The sequence below is a fragment of the Achromobacter sp. NCFB-sbj8-Ac1-l genome (assembly GCF_052695805.1).
In genome coordinates this window covers 6,028,514-6,045,681 of sequence record NZ_CP199812.1, presented here as the reverse complement: position 1 = coordinate 6,045,681, position 17,168 = coordinate 6,028,514, and the positions used below count along the sequence as shown (strand labels likewise).

Here is a 17,168-nt window from a genome sequence, read left to right as displayed (position 1 = left end):
GCCTGCAAGATCGCCTGGCTTATCCGCCAGGCGTTTTTTTTGGCCGGATCAAAGACTGACACTCGCCGCCAACGGCGGCGTCGGACAGGGGGGTGGGACGGGCTGGCTTGTGCTGATATTTTATAACAAATAATATCGAGTCTCAGTTGTATTAAAGAGATTGCATCGCCTCCCATGTCTTTTCCTTCCAGAGTCCAGATTTTGGTCGCCATCGTGGCGGCCATCGCCAGTCAGTCCGTTCAGGCGGCCCTGCAACCCATCGCCGAGGCGCCCCTGGCAGGCGAAACCGAGTTCCATTGCCGCTTCGACAAGGACAACAGCAGCGAGTGCGTCAGCACCTACCGCTACACCATCCTGACGCTGGCGGGGCGCGAGCTGGTGTCCCGCATCGACCGCAGCTATGCAGAAAGCGACAGCCTGAAGGTGGAGCGCGCGGAACTGATCCAGCCCGGCCAGAAGCCCGTGCCCTTGACGGCGGCGCAGATCGACACGCGCATGGCGCCCAATCCCGACAAGGGGTTCCTGCGGCAGAAGCAAACCTCGCTGGCGTTTCCCAATCTGCGGGTCGGCAGCACCATCGTCTACACGCTGCGTGAGCGCTTTGCCGGCGTGCCGTCGGCCACGCAGTTCCACTACCTGTTGGACCTGTCGCCGCGGGCGGTGCGCCAGGACCGCTTCCGGGCCGAATTCAGCGCTGACCGGCCCATGGCCTGGCGCGCCCAGGGCATGGATGCTTACCGCTTCGTGGTTGCGCCAGACGGCAAGCGGATCACGGTCGAATTGGCGGCGGCGCCCCGTTACTACGCGTACGTCGACGAGTCGGACAAGGGCTATCTGCGCCGCTATCCGCGCCTGGAGATCGGCAGTTCCACGGAATTGCAGGATTACTTCGGCCCGCTCGCGGCGCGCTACAACAGCATCCTGGCGGCCCAGTTGCCCGCCGAGGCGGCGCAGGCCGTCGCGGCGCAACAGGGCAAGCCGCCCCGGGAAGCCGTGGCCGGCTTGATGCGCCACATCAACGAACACTACCGCTATCTGGGCGACTGGCGCGCCAGCGAGCGTGGCCACATTCCGTTTGCGCTGGATGAGATCGAGCACCGCGGCTACGGCGACTGCAAGGACCTGGCGGTGTTGCTGGCCGCCATGTTGCGCGCCGCAGGCATCGAGGCCGAGCCCGCGCTGGTGGCGCGCGGCACGGTCGCACCCGACGTGTTGCTGCCGGGGCTGTCGGCGCCCAATCACGCCATCGTGCGGGCCCGCGTGCAAGGCGAGACCTGGTGGCTGGACCCGACCAATCCTGTGTTCATTCCTGGTTTCTCCATGCCGGATATCCAGCAGCGCTGGGCTTTCGTCATGGATGCCAAGGGGCAGGTGCGGCGCGAGGACATCGCACTGGAAAGCCCGGTGAGCGGTGTCGCGGTCACCCGCCACGAGCGTTTCGGCCAGGCCGGGCAAGCCGAGGTCCGCGCCTCGGTGGACGTGCGCGCCATGGTCGCCGCCGAGATCAGCGTGGGCGACCGCGAGGGCGGCGCGACGGCCATGGACCAGGCGCTGTGCCGCAGCTTCGCCGCCGAGAATCGTGATTGCGTGCTGCAACGCGCCGCCAGCGGCTTCGTGGTGCCGGCCGTCTACCGCATCGATGCGACGCTGGTGGATCTGCGGGCGCTGGAGCGCGTGGGCAAGGAGTACGTGCGATCGCCGGCAGGCCTTGCCGACGATTGGGAATTCTTTGCCCGCTATCGCCAAGCCGGTCAACTGGCCGACATCTACCTGGGTACGCCGGAAACCTCGTCCTATGACGTGACGCTGGCCGGCGCGAAGCTGGAGGCACCGGCACTGCATTGCCAGGTGCGTTCGCCCTGGATAGACGTGGACCTGGACGGCGCGCCCGCGGCGTCAGGCTACCAGTATCGCTACCGCAGCGTGCGCAAGGTCAGCTGGTTCGGCCACGACGAGATCAACTCAGACGCGTTCGGCCAGGCGATCGAGCAGGGCAGGCAATGCGTGGAGCGCCTGCGCATGGCGGTGACGTTGCCAGGCGCCTGAGAGGCGTCCGCTGAGACGCGCGGCTGCGGCAAGCCGTCACGGACTGCCGAGGCGGTCCGGCGTTCGCCAAAGCACAAACGCGGCCCGAGGGCCGCGTTTGTGCAGGGTCAGGCATCGCGTATCAGGCGCCGCCTATTCCAGCTTGATGTTCGCCTTCTTGATCACCTCTGCCCAGGTGGTGCGTTCCTGTTCGGCGTAGGCCTTGAAGTCCTTGGCCGACAGCGGCATGGGGATCACACCCATGTCCAGCATCTTCTGCGACACGGCAGGCGACTTGAGCGCGGCGTCGAGTTCAGCCGACAGCTTCTTGACCACGGGTTCGGGCAGGCCGCCGGGGGCGACCAGGCCTTGCCAGGCGTAGGCAGTGAAGTCAGGCACGCCTTGTTCGGCCATGGTGGGGGCGTCGGGCAGCACGGCGACGCGCTCGGGCGTGGCCGAGGCCAGCACGCGCAGCTTGCCGGCCTTGACGTTGGGCAGGCCGGCGGCCAGGTCGATGAACATCACGTCCACCTGTCCACCCAGCAGGTCCTGGATGGCCGGCGCGGCGCCCTTGTAGGGCACGTGCAGCAGGTTGGCGCCCGTGCGCTGCTTGAACAGTTCCAGCGCCAGATGGTGCGGCGAGCCCGCACCGGCCGACGCGGCGGTCAGCTTGCCCGGCTCTTTCCTGGCGGCCTGGATCACGTCGTCCACCGTCTTGTAGGGCGAATTGACGTTCACGGCCAGGAGCAGCGGGAACTTGGCGATGCCGCCGATATAGGTGAACTTGGACGGATCGTAGGACAGCTTGGCGTACAGCGACGGATTGAACGCCAGGGTGCCCGAGTCGGCCGTGCCGATCACGTAGCCGGTGGGTTCGGCCTGCGAGATGGCGGTGGCGCCGATGATGGTGGCGGCGCCGGGGCGGTTTTCGACCACGATGGTCTGGCCCAGCGGCTTTTCGATGCCGCTGGCGACGGTGCGCGCGACCACGTCGGCACCGCCGCCGGCCGGGTAGGGCACGATCCAGCGGATGGGCTGGGTGGGCCAGGATTGGGCGGCGGCCGCGGTGGCGGCCAGCGACAGGGCGGCAAGCGCCAAAAGGCGCCGTGCGTGTTTGTGCATGGGGTGTCTCCTCGTTTTTTGCGACGTCATTATGCCCCGCGCCCGGGGCAATATGCGTCTGTTTCGAGGCCCGGAATCAGCGGCTTATTGCGGATCGGGGTAGCTGCGGACACCAAAAATGGCGGTACCGATGCGGACCTCGGTGGAACCTTCTTCGATCGCCAGCTCGAAATCGCCGCTCATGCCCATCGACAGGCGGTCCAGCGACACGCCGGCGATGGCTTCCTGGCGCAACTGGTCGCGCAGTTCGCGCAGGGCACGGAAGCAGGCGCGCACCTGGGCCGGATCGGGTGAGTTGACCGCCATGGTCATCAGGCCCTGCACGCGCAGGGTGGGGAATTCGGTTGCGATGCGGCGCAGGAAGTCGGGCACGTCGGCGGGGTCCATGCCGAACTTGCTGGGTTCGGATGAGGTCTTGACCTGCACCAGCACGTCCAGGGTCCGGCCCTCATTGAGCAGGCGGCGGTGCAGGGCCTCGGCCAGATCCACGCGGTCCAGCGATTGCAGCTCGGTGGCGTCGCGGGCCGCGTCCTTGGCCTTGTTGGTCTGCAAGTGACCGATCAGCACCCACTGCACGCCCTGGCCCGCCAGCGCGGCGGCCTTCTGGCGCAGTTCCTGCGTCTTGTTTTCGCCGAAACGGGTCAGGCCCAGCGCCATGGCCTCGCGCACGGCGTCCACCTCGAACGTCTTGCTGACCGGCAGCAGCGTCACGCTGTCCGGCGCTCGGCCGGCGCGTTCGCAGGCCTGCGCAATGCGTTGCTGGATTCGGGCAAGGCGCCCGGCCATGGTGTCTACGACGGTCATGCGGTTCTCTTTGGGTCGGAATGTCCCATAGTGTAGGACCTGGGCAGCCGGTTTCACCACACTCGGTCAAATGGGACCGTATCTTCGTTGACCCTGTTTGATCGGCAGGCTTAGAATTTGTAGATATTTGTTTAGATTTCAATGTTTTAACCCCCGGCGCGGTCCCCAGGGCAGCGCGGTCCATCCCTTTTCCTCGTTCCCTCCGCCATGTCCAGTGTCGCGCCCGACTACGCTTTCGCCACGCCTTTCCTGAATCCCCCCGCTTCCCCGATCCGCTCGCTCATGCCTTACGCGATGCGTCCCGGCACCATTTCGCTGGCGGGCGGCTATCCCGCCCAGGAACTGTTCGACGTGGACGGCCTGTCGATCGCCTCCACCCAGGTCATGGCGCGCCTGGGCGCATGCCTGCAGTATTCCAACATCGATGGCCAGGCCAGCCTGCGCAACGAGCTGGCTCGCCTGTCGGCGGTGCGCGGCCTGCACTGCAACCCGGATACCGAACTGGCCGTCACCGGCGGCTCGCAGCAGGCCATGGCGCTGTTGACCCGCGTGATGTTGCAGCCCGGCGACCACGCCATCATCGAATCGCCCGCCTTCCCCAATTCCGTGCAGGCGCTGCGCTATACCGGCGCCACGGTGCACACCGTGCCGTCGGGTCCGGACGGCGTCGATATCGAGGCGCTCGACGAACTGGCCGCGCGCATCAAGCCCAAGATGGTCTGCGTCGTGGCGTCGTTCTCGAACCCGTGCGGCGCCACCATTTCGCGCCAGCGCCGCCTGCGCTTGCTGGAACTGGCCGTCAAGCACCGCTTCCTGATCGTCGAAGACGATCCCTACAGCGAACTGCGCTTTGCCGGCGAAGCCGTGCCGCCCATCATGGCACTGGCCGAAGGCGAAGCCCGTCACTGGGCCGTGTACCTGGCCAGCATGTCCAAGACCATGGCGCCGGCCCTGCGCATCGGCTGGCTGGTGGCTCCGCCCGAAATCCGTCGCCGTTGCGTCGGCGCCAAGGCTGCCGACGACATGGCCTCGTCCGCCTGGATCCAGGAAGTCGTGGCCCGGTATCTGGCCAATGGCCGCTACGAAGAACATGTACCCCGCATCCGCGCGGCCTATGGCTTGCGTTGCGACGCCATGGCCGATGCGCTGGCGCGTGAATTGAACGGCCGCATCGTCTTTCGCAAGCCAGAAGGCGGCATGTTCTTCTGGGCCCGCCTGACCGGCGAGGTCGATGCCACGCGCCTGTTGCCCTATGCGATCGAGCACGAAGTGGTCTACGTGCCCGGCAAGGCTTTCTATGCCGATGCGGCGCAGGCCGACATGCACGCCATGCGCATGTCCTTCGCCACTATGAACGAAAGCCAGATCGCGCTGGGCATGCAGCGCCTGAGCCGGGCGCTGGACGCCTGCGAGGCCAACCAGCCCGTGTCGATTTCGCTGGCGGCCTGATATACCTAAATAAGCGCTTGTTATTTGGCGCGGGCGCTTCATGTCTATAAGCTTCACGCCTTGGCGCGCTTGCGCGCCCCGCTACAACAGGGCGCTGGCGCGTCCGGGTACTACAGGAATCCAGGTCATGAATATTGCTAAAGGGTTGGTGGGCGCGGCGCTGCTGTTCGCAGCGGCACAGGGTGCACAGGCGGCGACGCTGGATGTGGTGCGCCAGCGCGGGGCGGTTGCCTGCGGCACCACCACGGGTTTTGCGGGTTTTTCCGCGCCCGACGCGCAAGGCAAGTGGCAAGGACTTGATGTGGACCTGTGCCGGGCCATCGCGGCGGCCGTGTTCGGCGATGCCGACAAGATCAAGGTAGTGCCGCTCAATTCGCAGCAGCGCTTCACCGCGCTGCAGTCCGGCGAAGTCGACGTCCTGACACGCAACACCACCGTGACGCAGCAGCGTGACACCGCGCTGGGCATCATCCATGCCGGCATCAACTTCTACGACGGCCAGGGTTTCCTGGTGCCCAAGTCGCTGGGCGTCAAGAGCGCCAAGGAAATCAACGGCGCCACGATCTGCCTGCAAACCGGCACGTCCAACGAAAACACGCTGGCCGACTGGGCGCGCGCCAACAACGTGACGTACAAGCCGGTCGTGATCGAGACCTTCAACGAAGTGGTCAACGCGTTCGCCGCGGGTCGTTGCGACGTGTTCTCGACCGACGCCTCGGGCCTGGCGTCCATCCGCATTTCCAAGCTGCAGAACCCCGACGACTACGTCGTGCTGCCCGAGATCATCTCCAAAGAGCCGCTGGGCCCGTTCGTGCGCCAGGGCGACGACGCCTGGCTGAACATCGTGCGCTGGTCGCTGTCGGCCATGATCGAAGCCGAGGAATACGGCGTCACGTCCAAGAACGTCGACGAACAGACCAAGAGCGCCAACCCCAACATCAAGCGCATCCTGGGCGTCACGCCCGGTGGCGGCGCCAACCTGGGGCTGGACGAAAAGTGGGCCTACAACATCGTCAAGCAAGTGGGCAACTACGGCGAAAGCTTCGAGCGCAACGTCGGCCAGGGCAGCCCGCTCAAGATCAAGCGCGGCCTGAATGCGCAATGGACGCAGGGTGGCCTGATGTACGCGCTGCCGATCCGCTGATCAACGGCTAATAGATCCCGTAGGGCACCTCGACCGCCAAGGGCTTGCCGCCCTGGGCGGGTCGCAGGGCGTAGGTGTGCACCATGCCGTCTCCGCTGGCGAGCGGCTCTTCCTTGCGCGCCACGGTGTAACGCTTGCCGTCGAACTGCAGCGTGTGTGGCGCGACCGCCTGGGCCTGGGCGGGCAGCAGCAGGCCGCCCAGCGCATCGGCCATTTCAGAAAATTCGTAGTCGACCAGCGCGCCTTCCGCGCGCAGCAGCTGCACGCGGGGTCGATACGGCGCGGCGTCCAGACTCCAGCCGTTCACCAGATCCGTGATCCACGGGCCCGGGATGCCATAGGTGCTGTCCAGCTCGGCCTCGCTGATCTCCGGTCCGACCACCGCGAGGCAACACACGGTCTTGCCGGCCGTGTAATCGTAGGCGGCCCACTTGCTGCCCGCGGCGACCACGTCAGGCAGCATGGAATAACGGTACTGCTGATCGAGCTGGGCGTCGGACACCTTGCGCCAGGCGCCGACGACGGGCGGCTGCGCCGCAGTCGATGCCGGCGCGGGTGCCTGCTCGGGCTGCTGTGCCTGGCTGGCCAGGGTCGTCACGATGCCCGCGATCAGGGCGGCGGTCTTGAGCGGTAAGCGGATCATTGCCTGTCTTGGGTCGATTGATGGGATTCGATGGCGTTGGGTGAAGCGGGGGAGTTACCAGGCATGCTACCCCGGCAGCTTGCCTGGCTTGCGCGCCGCGCGTTCGGCCAGTCGCTGCGCCATGTCTTGCTGGCGCTGCATCAGGTCGGCGATCTGCTCGGCGTAGAGATCGGTAAAGTCACCGTCCAGGGGCTGCGGATCGGTCAAGTCATCGATCACCACGACGGTTCCTGCCTGATCCAGGCCCCAGATCCGGCCGCCATCGCCCACGATTTTCAGCAGGGGCAGGATGCCGGGCAGACCGGCCTCGGCCAGCTGGCGCTGCTGCGCCGAGATGCTGGCCCAGTCGGGCAAGTCCGGGGTGTCGATGCCCAATAGCACCAGGCCGCGCCAGAACGTCCAGGCGGGGCCGACCTCGAACGCCTTCGCATGCGGCCAGACAGCTTCGCGCGCCATCACGCACAAGCCGTTGGTGCGCTGACAGAAGGCGGCAAACGCTGCCGGCAGCGGAAAGCCGACCGCGGCTTCAAGCGCCCCGATCGCTTCTGCGTCGGGGGCGGGCGCGGCGACGACCTCGAAGAACTCGGTGTCCACGGGCTCCAGGATTTCCCACATGCGTTGGTGAAACTGTTCGGCGGTCAGGGTCATGCAAGTTTCCTTGATCGATTTACAACGCCAATAGCGCCTTGGCGGCTTTGGCGGCGGCGGACGTGCCAGTAAAGCTCGCCAGCCAGCCGCGCAGGTCCGCGGCCTGGACGGGGTGCGCGTGGCGCAGCGACTCATCCAGCAGCACGGTAAGCAAGGAGCCGATACCGCGCGTCTTGGGGTCCAGGCGCGGCAACAGACCGCCCAGCATGGCGATGACGGCGGCGGGCGCCAGTGTCGCCGCGTCCGTGAAGGACGCTGCCCAGCGGGTCAGGACGATCGCGGGCACGCAGGCGGCGTAGGCCTGCGCGGCAGCGGTTGCGTCCAAGCGGTGCGGAATCGCAGCGGCAAACGCTTCCACGGCTTGCGCGCGCACCTCGGCCTGCTTGGCCGCCATGCCCAGGGCAAGCAGTTGGACGGTTTCCGCGTGCCACGCGCCCGGATGCCCGGCAAGAACGCGCAGCACGGCGGCCGCGCGATGCTCGGCTTCGTCGCCCGCTGCCGTGTTCATGATCGCCATGCTGGCCGCGGCCAGCGGCAAGGTCGACGCGGGGTTGGCCAGACCGAGTTCGGCGCAGACCAGCGCATGGGCGTCGCCCCAGTCGTTGTATTGCAGCGGACCCGACGGAATCAGCGCTGGCTGCGTGGCGCAAGGCGTTTCGTCGGGCGCGGCATGGATGACGGGGCTCCACCACACCCATTGCGGCGAGCCGTCGGCCTTCAAGGTGCTCGATCCGCGGCTGCACCATTCGATCTGCACGGTGTCGGTGATCTGCGGCCACGCGCCGCCGGTAGCCTCGACCGCCCGGGCCCGATGCTCGGGATGTACGCGCAGCAAGGCCTGGGTGAGATCCACCGGCATCGGCGGGCCACTTTCCCGGCCCGCCTCGAATCGGGCCAGCAGGGCATCGGCATCGACCCAGCCTTGCGTGTCGGTAGGCGTGGCGAGCAACGGGCGGCGCGGCGTCTTGCCCTGCACGATCGCGGCGACCTCGCGAAGGCGGGTGATGAAGCTGGGCAGCAGGGTGGATTGCTCGGCGCTCGGCAGCGCCTGGGGTTTGCCCTCGCGTTCCTGCACCCATTCGCCGTTGACCAGGCTGGTGCTGGTTTGCTGCCAATACTGCCGTGGCAGGAACGGGGCTTCAGGTTCGTGCGCCGCCAGCAGCAGCGCCGCCGCGTAGTGCTGTCTTTCGCGCTCGGCCAGGCGGCGTGCCCGCTTGGCCAGGGGCGCGACCGTGGCAGCCACTTGCCCGGACGTCGCCAGCCATGCCAGCGCCAGCTCGAATTCCAGGGCGTCGGCGGGCGCTTCCAGCAGTGCGGCATAGCGTTCCTGGGCGTCGTCGTCCGTCCAGGGGCGCAGCGGTTCGGGTGGCGGCAAGTGGGATGGCATGCCCGATACACCCTGCGCATTGGCGTCTGGCGCAAGACCGTCCCCCGCGTTGTCATCGACCTCGGCGGCGCTGGCGTGCGGCAGCAGGACGGCCACCGCCGGCGCCAGGGCGTCGCGCTGCTGTTGCGCCAGATCCACCCGGCCCATCTTCACCAGCGCCTTCACCGCCGCCCGTTGCACGTCGGCATGCGGATGCCCCAGACCCAGGGCCAGCGCCTGCGCCAGGGCCTGCGAATCGCCCCGTGCCTGTGCGCCCAGTGCTTCCAGAATGCGCAGCACCGACAGCGCCGCGGCCTTCGGCCCCGAGAATGCGCCGCCGCAAGCGTCCACGAAAGGCGTGGCGTCGAGCAGGCCATGCTTGTGCAGCGTCTCGAACTGCTTCACGGCCAGCGACACGGTGGCCGTGATCGACGAGCCCAGGCACCGCCGCAGCAACTGCTGGTCGGCCGCCACCTCGTCGGGCGTGGGGGCCAGCGTCGCATACAGGCGCGAGTACCAGCCGGCGCGATAGGCGGAGAAATCCCGGTTCAGCGCCTGCAGGCAGCTGCGCAGTACACGGCCCCGGTCCAGCGTGCCTTCATTGGTCAGCAGCACGACCGTGTTGTGCCAGTTCAATTCCTCGCGCGAGAACTTGTCGATGTTCGCCAGCGAGATCTCGCCGCCGCCTTCCACTTCGAAGATCCGCCAGAACACCTCGTCGCGCAGCGCGTGGTCGTGGCGCAGCATGAAGAGGCGCACTTCCTGTTCGTGCCGCCCGCCCAGCCCGGCGACCATGGCCAGCACGTAGTCATCCGTATGGTCGACCTGTAGCCCGTTGAAACGCTCGTTCAGGCGGATCGGCACGAAGTTCGGGCGCTGGGACCAGCGCTGCGTCATTTCGCGCAGCCGCTTGGGCGACGCGTCCACCGCGCGCATATCGTCCGACTGCACCTGAAGCAGGGCGTCATACAGGGTGCGCAGGGTCGCGCCATCCTGGATCAGCCGCGCCGTATCGCGGTAGTAGTCCCAGAGATTTGCGTAGTTAGTCATGCGAGTGGTTATCTCTCGTGAGTCCGCTGCGCGGCGGCAGCGGCGGTTTCGGCCAAAGGCGTCACACGCGGTACGACGGCTTCCAGGCTGCGCAAGGTCACCGCCAGCACCGACGCGCCCTTGCGTCGCGCCGCCAGCGCGGCAGACAGCGCCACCGGCATGCCATAGTCATTGGACAGGCGTGCGGCCAGTTCGATGAGCTTGACGGCCTGGGCCAGCGGCTTGCCCTCGGCATCGAACAGCTGCGGCAGCAGCGCCGCCAGCGTCTGCAGCACGCGGCCGCCGGAGAGGGCGCTGATAGATGCGGCGTCGGCCAGCGTCTGCGCGAGTCGTCCGGCCAGGACGAAGCCCTGCGCCAGGTGCGCCGCGATCTGCGCGGCAAACGGCGCGGGGGCGAGCAGGCCAACGTCGGCCAGCCGCGCGATCGCCTCGGCGGCCTGGGCGCGTTGCTCGGCCATCTTCGCCGATGCCGCCAGCGCCAAGGCCGAGTACACGGGCGCACCAGGCACCTGCCGGGACGCGCCCAGCGCCGTCAGCAATGGTGCAAGGCCGCGCACGTTGATCACCTGCACCGCCGCGCACAGCATCGGATGGAAATGCGCGGCCAATGTGTCAGGGTTGGACCGCAGCAGCCAGGCCGTCCATTGCACGACCTGGTCGTAGCCGTCCTGCTGCCGAGCCTCCTGGACGCGGAAGGTGAATTCGGCCGGTACGTCGGCGACATCCAGGGCCGGCGAGGCGGGCGTGTTGGTCACTGCGGCGGTGTCCGTCGGTATCCAGAACGGCTTGGGGCCCTCTCCCAATACTTCCAGATCACGCGAGAAAGTACCTTCTCCCGGCGCGGCAACCATTCGTTGCCAGGCGAAGCGATGCGCCGGCACGGGCGCCGGGGCTACGAAGGGTTCACCCCGCGCCCGACTCGACCGCAGGTCGTGGAAGGCCCCCGCCAGCAGGGCCAGCGGCGAATGCGTCGGCAGGTATTGGTAGCCCGAGCGCGAGGTCCAGGTTTCGTTGACCCTCCAATCTCCGGTCTCGACGTCGTAGCCGCTGCTGGTGAAGGTGTTTTCCTGCAACACCACGCCCACGGGGTCCGGCTTGCCTGCGCTGGCCACGACATACCGGGCATAGCCCTGGAAACTGACCTCGTCCCGGCCCAGCAGCGCGGCGGCCAGAAGGCGTCGCGGCGAGGCATTGTGTTCATCCCACACTGACGCGATGATTTCGGCGGCGCGATGTTGCAGCGCCTCGGGCAGCGCAATCTGCGGACGGTCGGCCAGGTAGTCGAAGATGCGGGGTAACTCGGCGCCGTGTCCGACGCCCTCGAACTGCGCCCCGATCAAGGCGTGCAGTGCCTCGTCGTCGCTGATGTCGGGCGCAGGCTCGGGAAGGTCCGGCAGCGACGTGCTGCGTGGTGCCGGTATCGTGATTGTGCGGCTGACGTCGTCCTCTTTCGTGCAGGCCTCGCCATTCGCATCGGCAGGCCGCATCTCGTCTGTCGCAACCATGAGCTTGCGCGCCAGCGGCGCCAGGTCCAACGGCATGCCTTCCAGCGCTTCGCCGACGATCTGCGAGATGCGATCGCTTTGCCCGGCATCCGTCTTGAGCGCGGCAAGCAGCGCGAGCTGGGCCTTGACCAGCTTCTTCTCCGTACGGGTCAGGACGGCGGGCGCGGCCTCGATCATCGCGTCCACATCCAGTTGTGCGGCGGCGCGCTTGAGCATGTCCTGGGCCAGGCCGACCGCCGTGCTGGGCGCCGTGGCGAGCACCGAGAAATACGTGTGTTGCCTGGCCGCGACTTCGTGCGCGGTCGGATCGGCCAATCGATGCACGCGCAAGTACCAGGCAATGACTTTCGCGGAGAAGTCTCGCAGCAAGGCTTCCAGTGACTCGGCCAGCAGGCGTTCCCGGAATGCCGGGCTGGCCTGGCAAAGCGCCAGGATGGCGGCGTCCCATGCGGGGCCGGTACGTTCGATGAGCGGGTAATCGGCGCCCATTCCGTCGACTCGGAACAAGGCCCAGAACTCGCGTTCGACCCAATCGGGGTGCGCCTGCAGATGCGCGGCCATGCGCTTGCCGTGGTCTTCGTCCAGTTGCCCGTCCGCGCCGATGGCGCTGACCTGTCGCACGAAACACCGGAGATAGGCCATGGACGGGGGCGTGGCGTCATCCAGCCGAACCAGCGCGTTGCACACCGGCCAGACCAGGTCCTCGCCCCACCAGTGCGGCTCGGCCAACAGTTCGATCAATGCAGCGCGCCACGGCGCGTCCCGTTCGCTCGCCGCGGCGATGACGGCTGGCGTCATCGCGGCATGGCGGGGGGCATAGTCGCGCTTGCGCGTCATATCTGCCGGCGCCAGGGTCTCGGCCACGAGCTTGGGCTTGCCCAGCGCGGTCAACACGAAACATGCCCTGGGCGTCGGCCCCTCTGCGCTGAACAGGCGCGATGGCGGCAAGGTCTTGGCCAGCGCGGCGCGGTCTTCCTCGCTCGCACCGGTCAGTGCGCAGGCAAAGGCGGTGACGTCCGTCGCGTCGCCGCCAGCGGCCTCGCGCAGCGCCGCGCGGCGTTCGGTCAGGCTCAAGGTCATGCGTCGGCTCCAGGCGCATTGAGGGGATCGAGCACCATGCGCACGGCCAGCGTGTGCTTGCAAGGGCCGCGCGTGCCCTGGTATTTGGCGTTCCAGGGGCAGGTACAGCGGTCCTGCGCGGGCTCGGCACCCAGCGCCACCCGGTAGCGCTGCGGCCCCGACTGCACCGTATACCGCCCCTCGCCCTCGGGCAGCACCGCGCCGTCCGCCACCAGCTTGCGCGCGTCGGCCAGCCGCGGATGCAGCGTATCGAGCAGCCCCGCCTGCACCGGCAGCGGGCGATGGAAATACGCGCCCGCCGCCAGGTCGAACCCTACCTGGCCGGACGACGCCAGCACGGCCAGCGCGGATGCGATCTGCGCGGGCGGCAACAGGGCTCGCGCGGCCAGTTGGGCAACATCGATGCGGGGCTCGAAGGCCAGCAACGTCGAGACGAAAGCTGCGTCCTCGTTCGCATCGCCGCCCGCGATCAGATGCAGCACCGAGCCTTCGCCCGAGAAGCCGCGCGATTTTTCCGGGCTCAGCCCCAGCGTGACCCGCGCGCCGGGTAGTTCCAGCACCCAGGCGCTGGCCTGCGGCGGCGCGCCGGCCGCCACATCGGCGCCATAGGCGCGCAGCGCCGTGGCGTAGCGCAGCAGCGGCTCCAGCACCCGCAACCGTTCCGGTCCTGCCACGCACCCCGCGCCGGGCGTTGCCTGCGTGGCCAGCCGCAGCGAACGGGCGGCCTGGGTCGCCCACATCACCGTCTTGGTCGCCGACGAACGCGGCAGCGCCTGCACGAACTGGCGCAGCGCCGCGCCCGTGAGTTCGTGACGCAGCGTCATGCCCGCCGACAGCATCTGCGTCTCGGCAAGCCCTTTGAGCCAGCGCGTAGGCAGCGGGACTTTCTCTTCGACGATCTCGCCCGCCTGCGTCGCCACCCGCAATGCATCACTGCCCACGGTCAGGTGCAAGGGCTCCGCTGCGCGCAGCCCCGCCAGCGCCTGGCGCAGCGGGGGATTCACGTCCACGTTGGTGACGCCGGGCGCCGAATGCGTGGCGTCCAGCGCCGCCGCGTCCACGTCCAGGCGCGCATACACGCCGCAGCACACGCTGAAGGACTCGAAGCGCAAGCCTTCGGGTGTGCAGGTCACGACCGGGTCCGCCGCCCGCAGCACCGCCGCCAGCGTGTTCGGCGGCACATAGAAGCGCGTGCGTGCCACCCGCGCCAGCATCAGCAGCGCTTGCGCCACCACGGCGGGCTGCGCCACGAATCCGGAAAAGAAAAAGGGATGCGCCACCGCGCCCGACGGTGCAAGACCGCCGCTGGTGGCCAGGTTCAGGTCGGCCTGGCCCTGCCGTTGGGCGAATTCCGAAGGGGCGAGATAGGCATAGGCCAGCTCGGTCATGCGTCAGGGCTCCTGGACAGGGGCGCGACGATGCTCTGCCGTCGCGGGGGCTGGCGCGTCAACTGCGCCGGTAGAGTTCGGCAATCCTGGTGAATGCGTTGCGCAGTTCGCGCGTGCCGCCCTGGAAAATCACGGGCCGCCCACTGTGCGTGAACACCACCAGCCGCTTGGAAAACAGCATCGGCACGAATCGCGCGCCGCGCACGTCTTCCCAGGCGACCTCGCGGCGCGCGAACCAGCTTTGGCGCAGGCCGCGTTCGTCGATGGTGGTGATGGATGTCTGCATGTGCCAGGAGATGAACAACAGGCCGATGAAGCACAGTCCCACGCCCACGGCCAGCGCAGCGTCGAAAGGCTGCGCGGGGGCGCGGATGGCGGTCGTGACGACCTGCACGCCCAGCACGGCCAGGATGACCCAGGTCAGGATGCGGACCCAGTCCGGCCATGCCTGTCCCGACAGGGGCAGGGGGCCGATGGCGCGCAGCAGGGCGGCAAGTTCCTCGGGCGGAGGGGCGGAGACGGGGGACGTCATGCGGCTGCGGAATTCCGATAGCGTTGCGAGAAGATGCGCGCCAGGCGGTCCTGGCGCTCACGCGAAACGCGCGCAGCCATTCTACGAGGTTTCGCGTCAGGCGGCCCGCTTGGCGGCAATGGCGTTGCCGGCCCGGCTGGAGCCCTTGCGGTTCAGGTTGGCCGACATCCATTGGCCGATGTCGACCACGGCGTCGAAGTCCACGCCCGTATCGATATCCAGGCCGCGCAGCATGTACAGCACGTCTTCGGTGGCCACGTTGCCGGTGGCTCCCTTGGCATAGGGGCAGCCGCCCAGGCCCGCCACCGAGGCGTGGAAGATCGAAATGCCGGTTTCCAGAGATGCCAGGATGTTGGCCAGCGCCTGGCCGTAGGTGTCATGGAAATGGCCCGACACGCGCGCCGGGTCCACCACGCGGGTGACCGCCGCCATCACATCGCGCACGCGTTGCGGCGTGCCGACGCCGATGGTGTCGGCGACGTCGATTTCATCGACCTGCATGGCCAGGTAGCGCCGGGCCACGTCGACCACCGCGTCGATCGGCACGTCGCCCTGGTAGGGACAGCCCAGCGCGCAGCTGATGCTGCCGCGCACGCGGATGCCGGCGTCGCGGGCGGCCTGCACCACGGGTTCGAAGCGCGCGATGGATTCGGCGATGGAGCAATTGATGTTCTTTTGCGAGAAGGCCTCGCTGGCCGCGCCGAAAATGACGATTTCGTCCGCGCCGGCGGCCAGCGCGCCTTCGAAGCCCTTCATATTGGGCGTCAGCACCGAGTAGATCGTGCCGGGGCGGCGTTCGATGCGCGCCATGACGTCGGCGCCGTCGGCCATTTGTGGCACCCACTTGGGCGACACGAACGAGGCCGCCTCGACGTTGGGAAATCCGGCAGCGGCCAGGCGGTTGACCAGTTCCACCTTGATGTCGGTGGACACGAATTCTTTTTCATTCTGCAGGCCGTCGCGGGGGGAAACCTCGACGATCTTGACGCGGGAGGGCAAAGCCATGTCTCTTCCTGTATCGGTATCGGGTGGCGGCCGCGGCAACACGACGGCGCCTTCGCCAATAGTAGCGCCAACGCCTATTTCAGGCGCTGGAAGCGGCCGTCGTCCAGTCGGGCCACGCGGGCGGCCAGTTCCAGTTCCAGCAATTGGGCCTGCAGCGTGGGCGTGTCCAGGCCGCAGCGCGCCTGGATGGCATCCAGGTGCAGGGGGTCGAACCCCAGGGCATCCAGCACGGGGTGGTCGGGCAAGGCGGCGGGCGCTTGCGCCTTGGCGCGCGGGGCGCCGGGCGTGGGGCCGCCGCCCAGTTCGTCGGTAATGTCGGCCGCGGTTTCCACCAGCTTGGCGCCTTGGCGAATCAAGGCATGGCAGCCGCGTGACAGCGGCGAATGGATGGAACCGGGAATGGCGAAGACCTCGCGCCCGCTTTCGCCCGCCAGGCGGGCGGTGATGAGGGACCCGCTCTGCTTGGCCGCCTCGACCACCAGCACGCCGCGCGCCAACCCCGCCACGATGCGGTTGCGCTTGGGAAAGTGCTGCGGCAGGGCACCCGTGCCCAGCGGCAATTCGGATACCAGTGCGCCTTGAGCGGCGATGCGGTGGGCCAGGTCGCGATGTTTGGCGGGATAGATGCGGTCGATGCCGGTGCCCATGACCGCGACCGTGCCCGCGCCGCCGGGGCCGGCATCCAGCGCGCCTTCATGGGCCGCGGCGTCAATGCCCAGGGCCAGCCCGCTGATGACCCGCCAGCCGCTGCCCGCCAGGTGGCGGGCGAAGGCGCGCGCGTTTTCCTGGCCGCCCGGCGTGGCGTTGCGCGCGCCCACCACGGCCAGCGCCTGGCCTTGCAGATAGGCCGGATCGCCGGTCACGTAGAGCAGGATGGGCGGGTCGGCGATGGTGAGCAGGCTTTGCGGATAGGCGGGGTCGGCCAGGGTCAGGATGTGGTGATCGGGGGCGTCGACCCATTGCAGGGCGCTGTCGACCTGCGCGGCCATGTCGGCGGGCATGGGGGCGGCCAGCTGGCGCGCCAGCGCGTCGGGCACCTGGCGCATCAGGGCGCTGGCACGCTGCGCATAGATCTGTTCCGGCAGGCCCAGCGCGCCCAGCAACGTGCAGGCGGTAGCGGACCCGACCCCGGGCTCCAGGGACAGGCGCAGCCAGGCGGACAATTCGGCAACAGTGTGGGTCAACGGCATGAAGAAGGGCGCCGGCGGGCCGGCTGCATCGGTGGGCAAAGGGCTGGGCGCTCGCAGCGCGGGTCGTCCGAGAGTGTCGCATGGCTGCGACGTGGGCCGGGCGAGGGGCGGACCGAATCGTCCCGGATAGGGGGTCAAAAATGGGGGCAGGTTGATCCGTGCAATCTTCCGTTTAGCCGAAAACTATTAGAAATCAAGACTCTAATGAATTAAACTC

General features: G+C 68.0%; 13 protein-coding genes. 3 read left to right on the top strand and 10 right to left on the bottom strand.

The window, feature by feature from the left end:
- The first annotated feature begins 174 nt into the window (after positions 1-174).
- Entirely contained in the window at positions 175-2,046 is a 1,872-nt protein-coding gene (locus tag ACUDP5_RS27725) for a DUF3857 domain-containing transglutaminase family protein (RefSeq protein ID WP_445657767.1), read from the top strand.
- Positions 2,047-2,178: 132 nt separating this feature from the next.
- Here ACUDP5_RS27725 and ACUDP5_RS27720 read toward each other — a convergent pair whose 3' ends face one another.
- Together ACUDP5_RS27720 and ACUDP5_RS27715 are read right to left on the bottom strand one after the other, a co-directional pair.
- Positions 2,179-3,147, bottom strand: a complete 969-nt coding sequence (locus ACUDP5_RS27720) for a Bug family tripartite tricarboxylate transporter substrate binding protein (protein ID WP_263914870.1) — start codon at positions 3,145-3,147, stop codon at positions 2,179-2,181.
- 84 nt (positions 3,148-3,231) lie between these two features.
- Positions 3,232-3,951 (bottom strand): YggS family pyridoxal phosphate-dependent enzyme, encoded by a 720-nt coding sequence (locus ACUDP5_RS27715; RefSeq protein ID WP_263914871.1) that lies wholly within the window; start codon positions 3,949-3,951, stop codon positions 3,232-3,234.
- Positions 3,952-4,158: 207 nt separating this feature from the next.
- Here ACUDP5_RS27715 and ACUDP5_RS27710 point away from each other — a divergent pair, with 207 nt between their 5' ends.
- On the top strand, positions 4,159-5,400 hold the full coding sequence (locus tag ACUDP5_RS27710; RefSeq protein WP_445657766.1) for an aminotransferase-like domain-containing protein: 1,242 nt from the start codon (positions 4,159-4,161) through the stop codon (positions 5,398-5,400).
- A 127-nt stretch (positions 5,401-5,527) separates the two neighbouring features.
- On the top strand, positions 5,528-6,544 hold the full coding sequence (locus ACUDP5_RS27705) for an amino acid ABC transporter substrate-binding protein (RefSeq protein WP_445657765.1): 1,017 nt from the start codon (positions 5,528-5,530) through the stop codon (positions 6,542-6,544).
- Positions 6,545-6,551: 7 nt separating this feature from the next.
- Here ACUDP5_RS27705 and ACUDP5_RS27700 read toward each other — a convergent pair whose 3' ends face one another.
- The 8 genes from ACUDP5_RS27700 to dprA form a co-directional block, all read right to left on the bottom strand.
- On the bottom strand, positions 6,552-7,187 hold the full coding sequence (locus ACUDP5_RS27700) for a hypothetical protein (protein ID WP_445657764.1): 636 nt from the start codon (positions 7,185-7,187) through the stop codon (positions 6,552-6,554).
- A 66-nt stretch (positions 7,188-7,253) separates the two neighbouring features.
- On the bottom strand, positions 7,254-7,835 hold the full coding sequence (locus ACUDP5_RS27695; RefSeq protein WP_445657763.1) for an SMI1/KNR4 family protein: 582 nt from the start codon (positions 7,833-7,835) through the stop codon (positions 7,254-7,256).
- A gap of 19 nt (positions 7,836-7,854) precedes the next feature.
- Positions 7,855-10,251 (bottom strand): DUF6493 family protein, encoded by a 2,397-nt coding sequence (locus ACUDP5_RS27690; protein WP_445657762.1) that lies wholly within the window; start codon positions 10,249-10,251, stop codon positions 7,855-7,857.
- An 8-nt stretch (positions 10,252-10,259) separates the two neighbouring features.
- Positions 10,260-12,836 (bottom strand): DUF6493 family protein, encoded by a 2,577-nt coding sequence (locus tag ACUDP5_RS27685; protein WP_445657761.1) that lies wholly within the window; start codon positions 12,834-12,836, stop codon positions 10,260-10,262.
- Positions 12,833-14,224 (bottom strand): SWIM zinc finger family protein, encoded by a 1,392-nt coding sequence (locus tag ACUDP5_RS27680; protein ID WP_445657760.1) that lies wholly within the window; start codon positions 14,222-14,224, stop codon positions 12,833-12,835. The genes ACUDP5_RS27685 and ACUDP5_RS27680 overlap by 4 nt, the downstream gene beginning before the upstream one ends.
- A gap of 58 nt (positions 14,225-14,282) precedes the next feature.
- Positions 14,283-14,756, bottom strand: coding sequence for a hypothetical protein (locus tag ACUDP5_RS27675; protein ID WP_263914879.1), 474 nt, complete (start codon positions 14,754-14,756; stop codon positions 14,283-14,285).
- A 96-nt stretch (positions 14,757-14,852) separates the two neighbouring features.
- Entirely contained in the window at positions 14,853-15,761 is a 909-nt protein-coding gene (locus tag ACUDP5_RS27670) for a hydroxymethylglutaryl-CoA lyase (RefSeq protein ID WP_445657759.1), read from the bottom strand.
- Between the two features lie 74 nt (positions 15,762-15,835).
- Positions 15,836-16,951: a DNA-processing protein DprA gene (gene dprA / locus ACUDP5_RS27665; RefSeq protein WP_263914881.1), complete on the bottom strand. Its 1,116-nt coding sequence runs from the start codon at positions 16,949-16,951 to the stop codon at positions 15,836-15,838.
- Between the last annotated feature and the right edge of the window lie 217 nt (positions 16,952-17,168).

Bases quoted from the DNA above. Each gene is read 5' to 3' on its own strand.
- ACUDP5_RS27675 (WP_263914879.1), bottom strand. From the start codon at position 14,756: ATGACGTCCCCCGTCTCCGCCCCTCCGCCCGAGGAACTTGCCGCCCTG.
- ACUDP5_RS27690 (WP_445657762.1), bottom strand. From the start codon at position 10,251: ATGACTAACTACGCAAATCTCTGGGACTACTACCGCGATACGGCGCGG.
- ACUDP5_RS27710 (WP_445657766.1), top strand. From the start codon at position 4,159: ATGTCCAGTGTCGCGCCCGACTACGCTTTCGCCACGCCTTTCCTGAAT.
- ACUDP5_RS27685 (WP_445657761.1), bottom strand. From the start codon at position 12,836: ATGACCTTGAGCCTGACCGAACGCCGCGCGGCGCTGCGCGAGGCCGCT.
- ACUDP5_RS27720 (WP_263914870.1), bottom strand. From the start codon at position 3,147: ATGCACAAACACGCACGGCGCCTTTTGGCGCTTGCCGCCCTGTCGCTG.
- ACUDP5_RS27670 (WP_445657759.1), bottom strand. From the start codon at position 15,761: ATGGCTTTGCCCTCCCGCGTCAAGATCGTCGAGGTTTCCCCCCGCGAC.
- ACUDP5_RS27725 (WP_445657767.1), top strand. From the start codon at position 175: ATGTCTTTTCCTTCCAGAGTCCAGATTTTGGTCGCCATCGTGGCGGCC.
- ACUDP5_RS27715 (WP_263914871.1), bottom strand. From the start codon at position 3,951: ATGACCGTCGTAGACACCATGGCCGGGCGCCTTGCCCGAATCCAGCAA.
- ACUDP5_RS27705 (WP_445657765.1), top strand. From the start codon at position 5,528: ATGAATATTGCTAAAGGGTTGGTGGGCGCGGCGCTGCTGTTCGCAGCG.
- ACUDP5_RS27695 (WP_445657763.1), bottom strand. From the start codon at position 7,835: ATGACCCTGACCGCCGAACAGTTTCACCAACGCATGTGGGAAATCCTG.
- dprA (WP_263914881.1), bottom strand. From the start codon at position 16,951: ATGCCGTTGACCCACACTGTTGCCGAATTGTCCGCCTGGCTGCGCCTG.
- ACUDP5_RS27700 (WP_445657764.1), bottom strand. From the start codon at position 7,187: ATGATCCGCTTACCGCTCAAGACCGCCGCCCTGATCGCGGGCATCGTG.
- ACUDP5_RS27680 (WP_445657760.1), bottom strand. From the start codon at position 14,224: ATGACCGAGCTGGCCTATGCCTATCTCGCCCCTTCGGAATTCGCCCAA.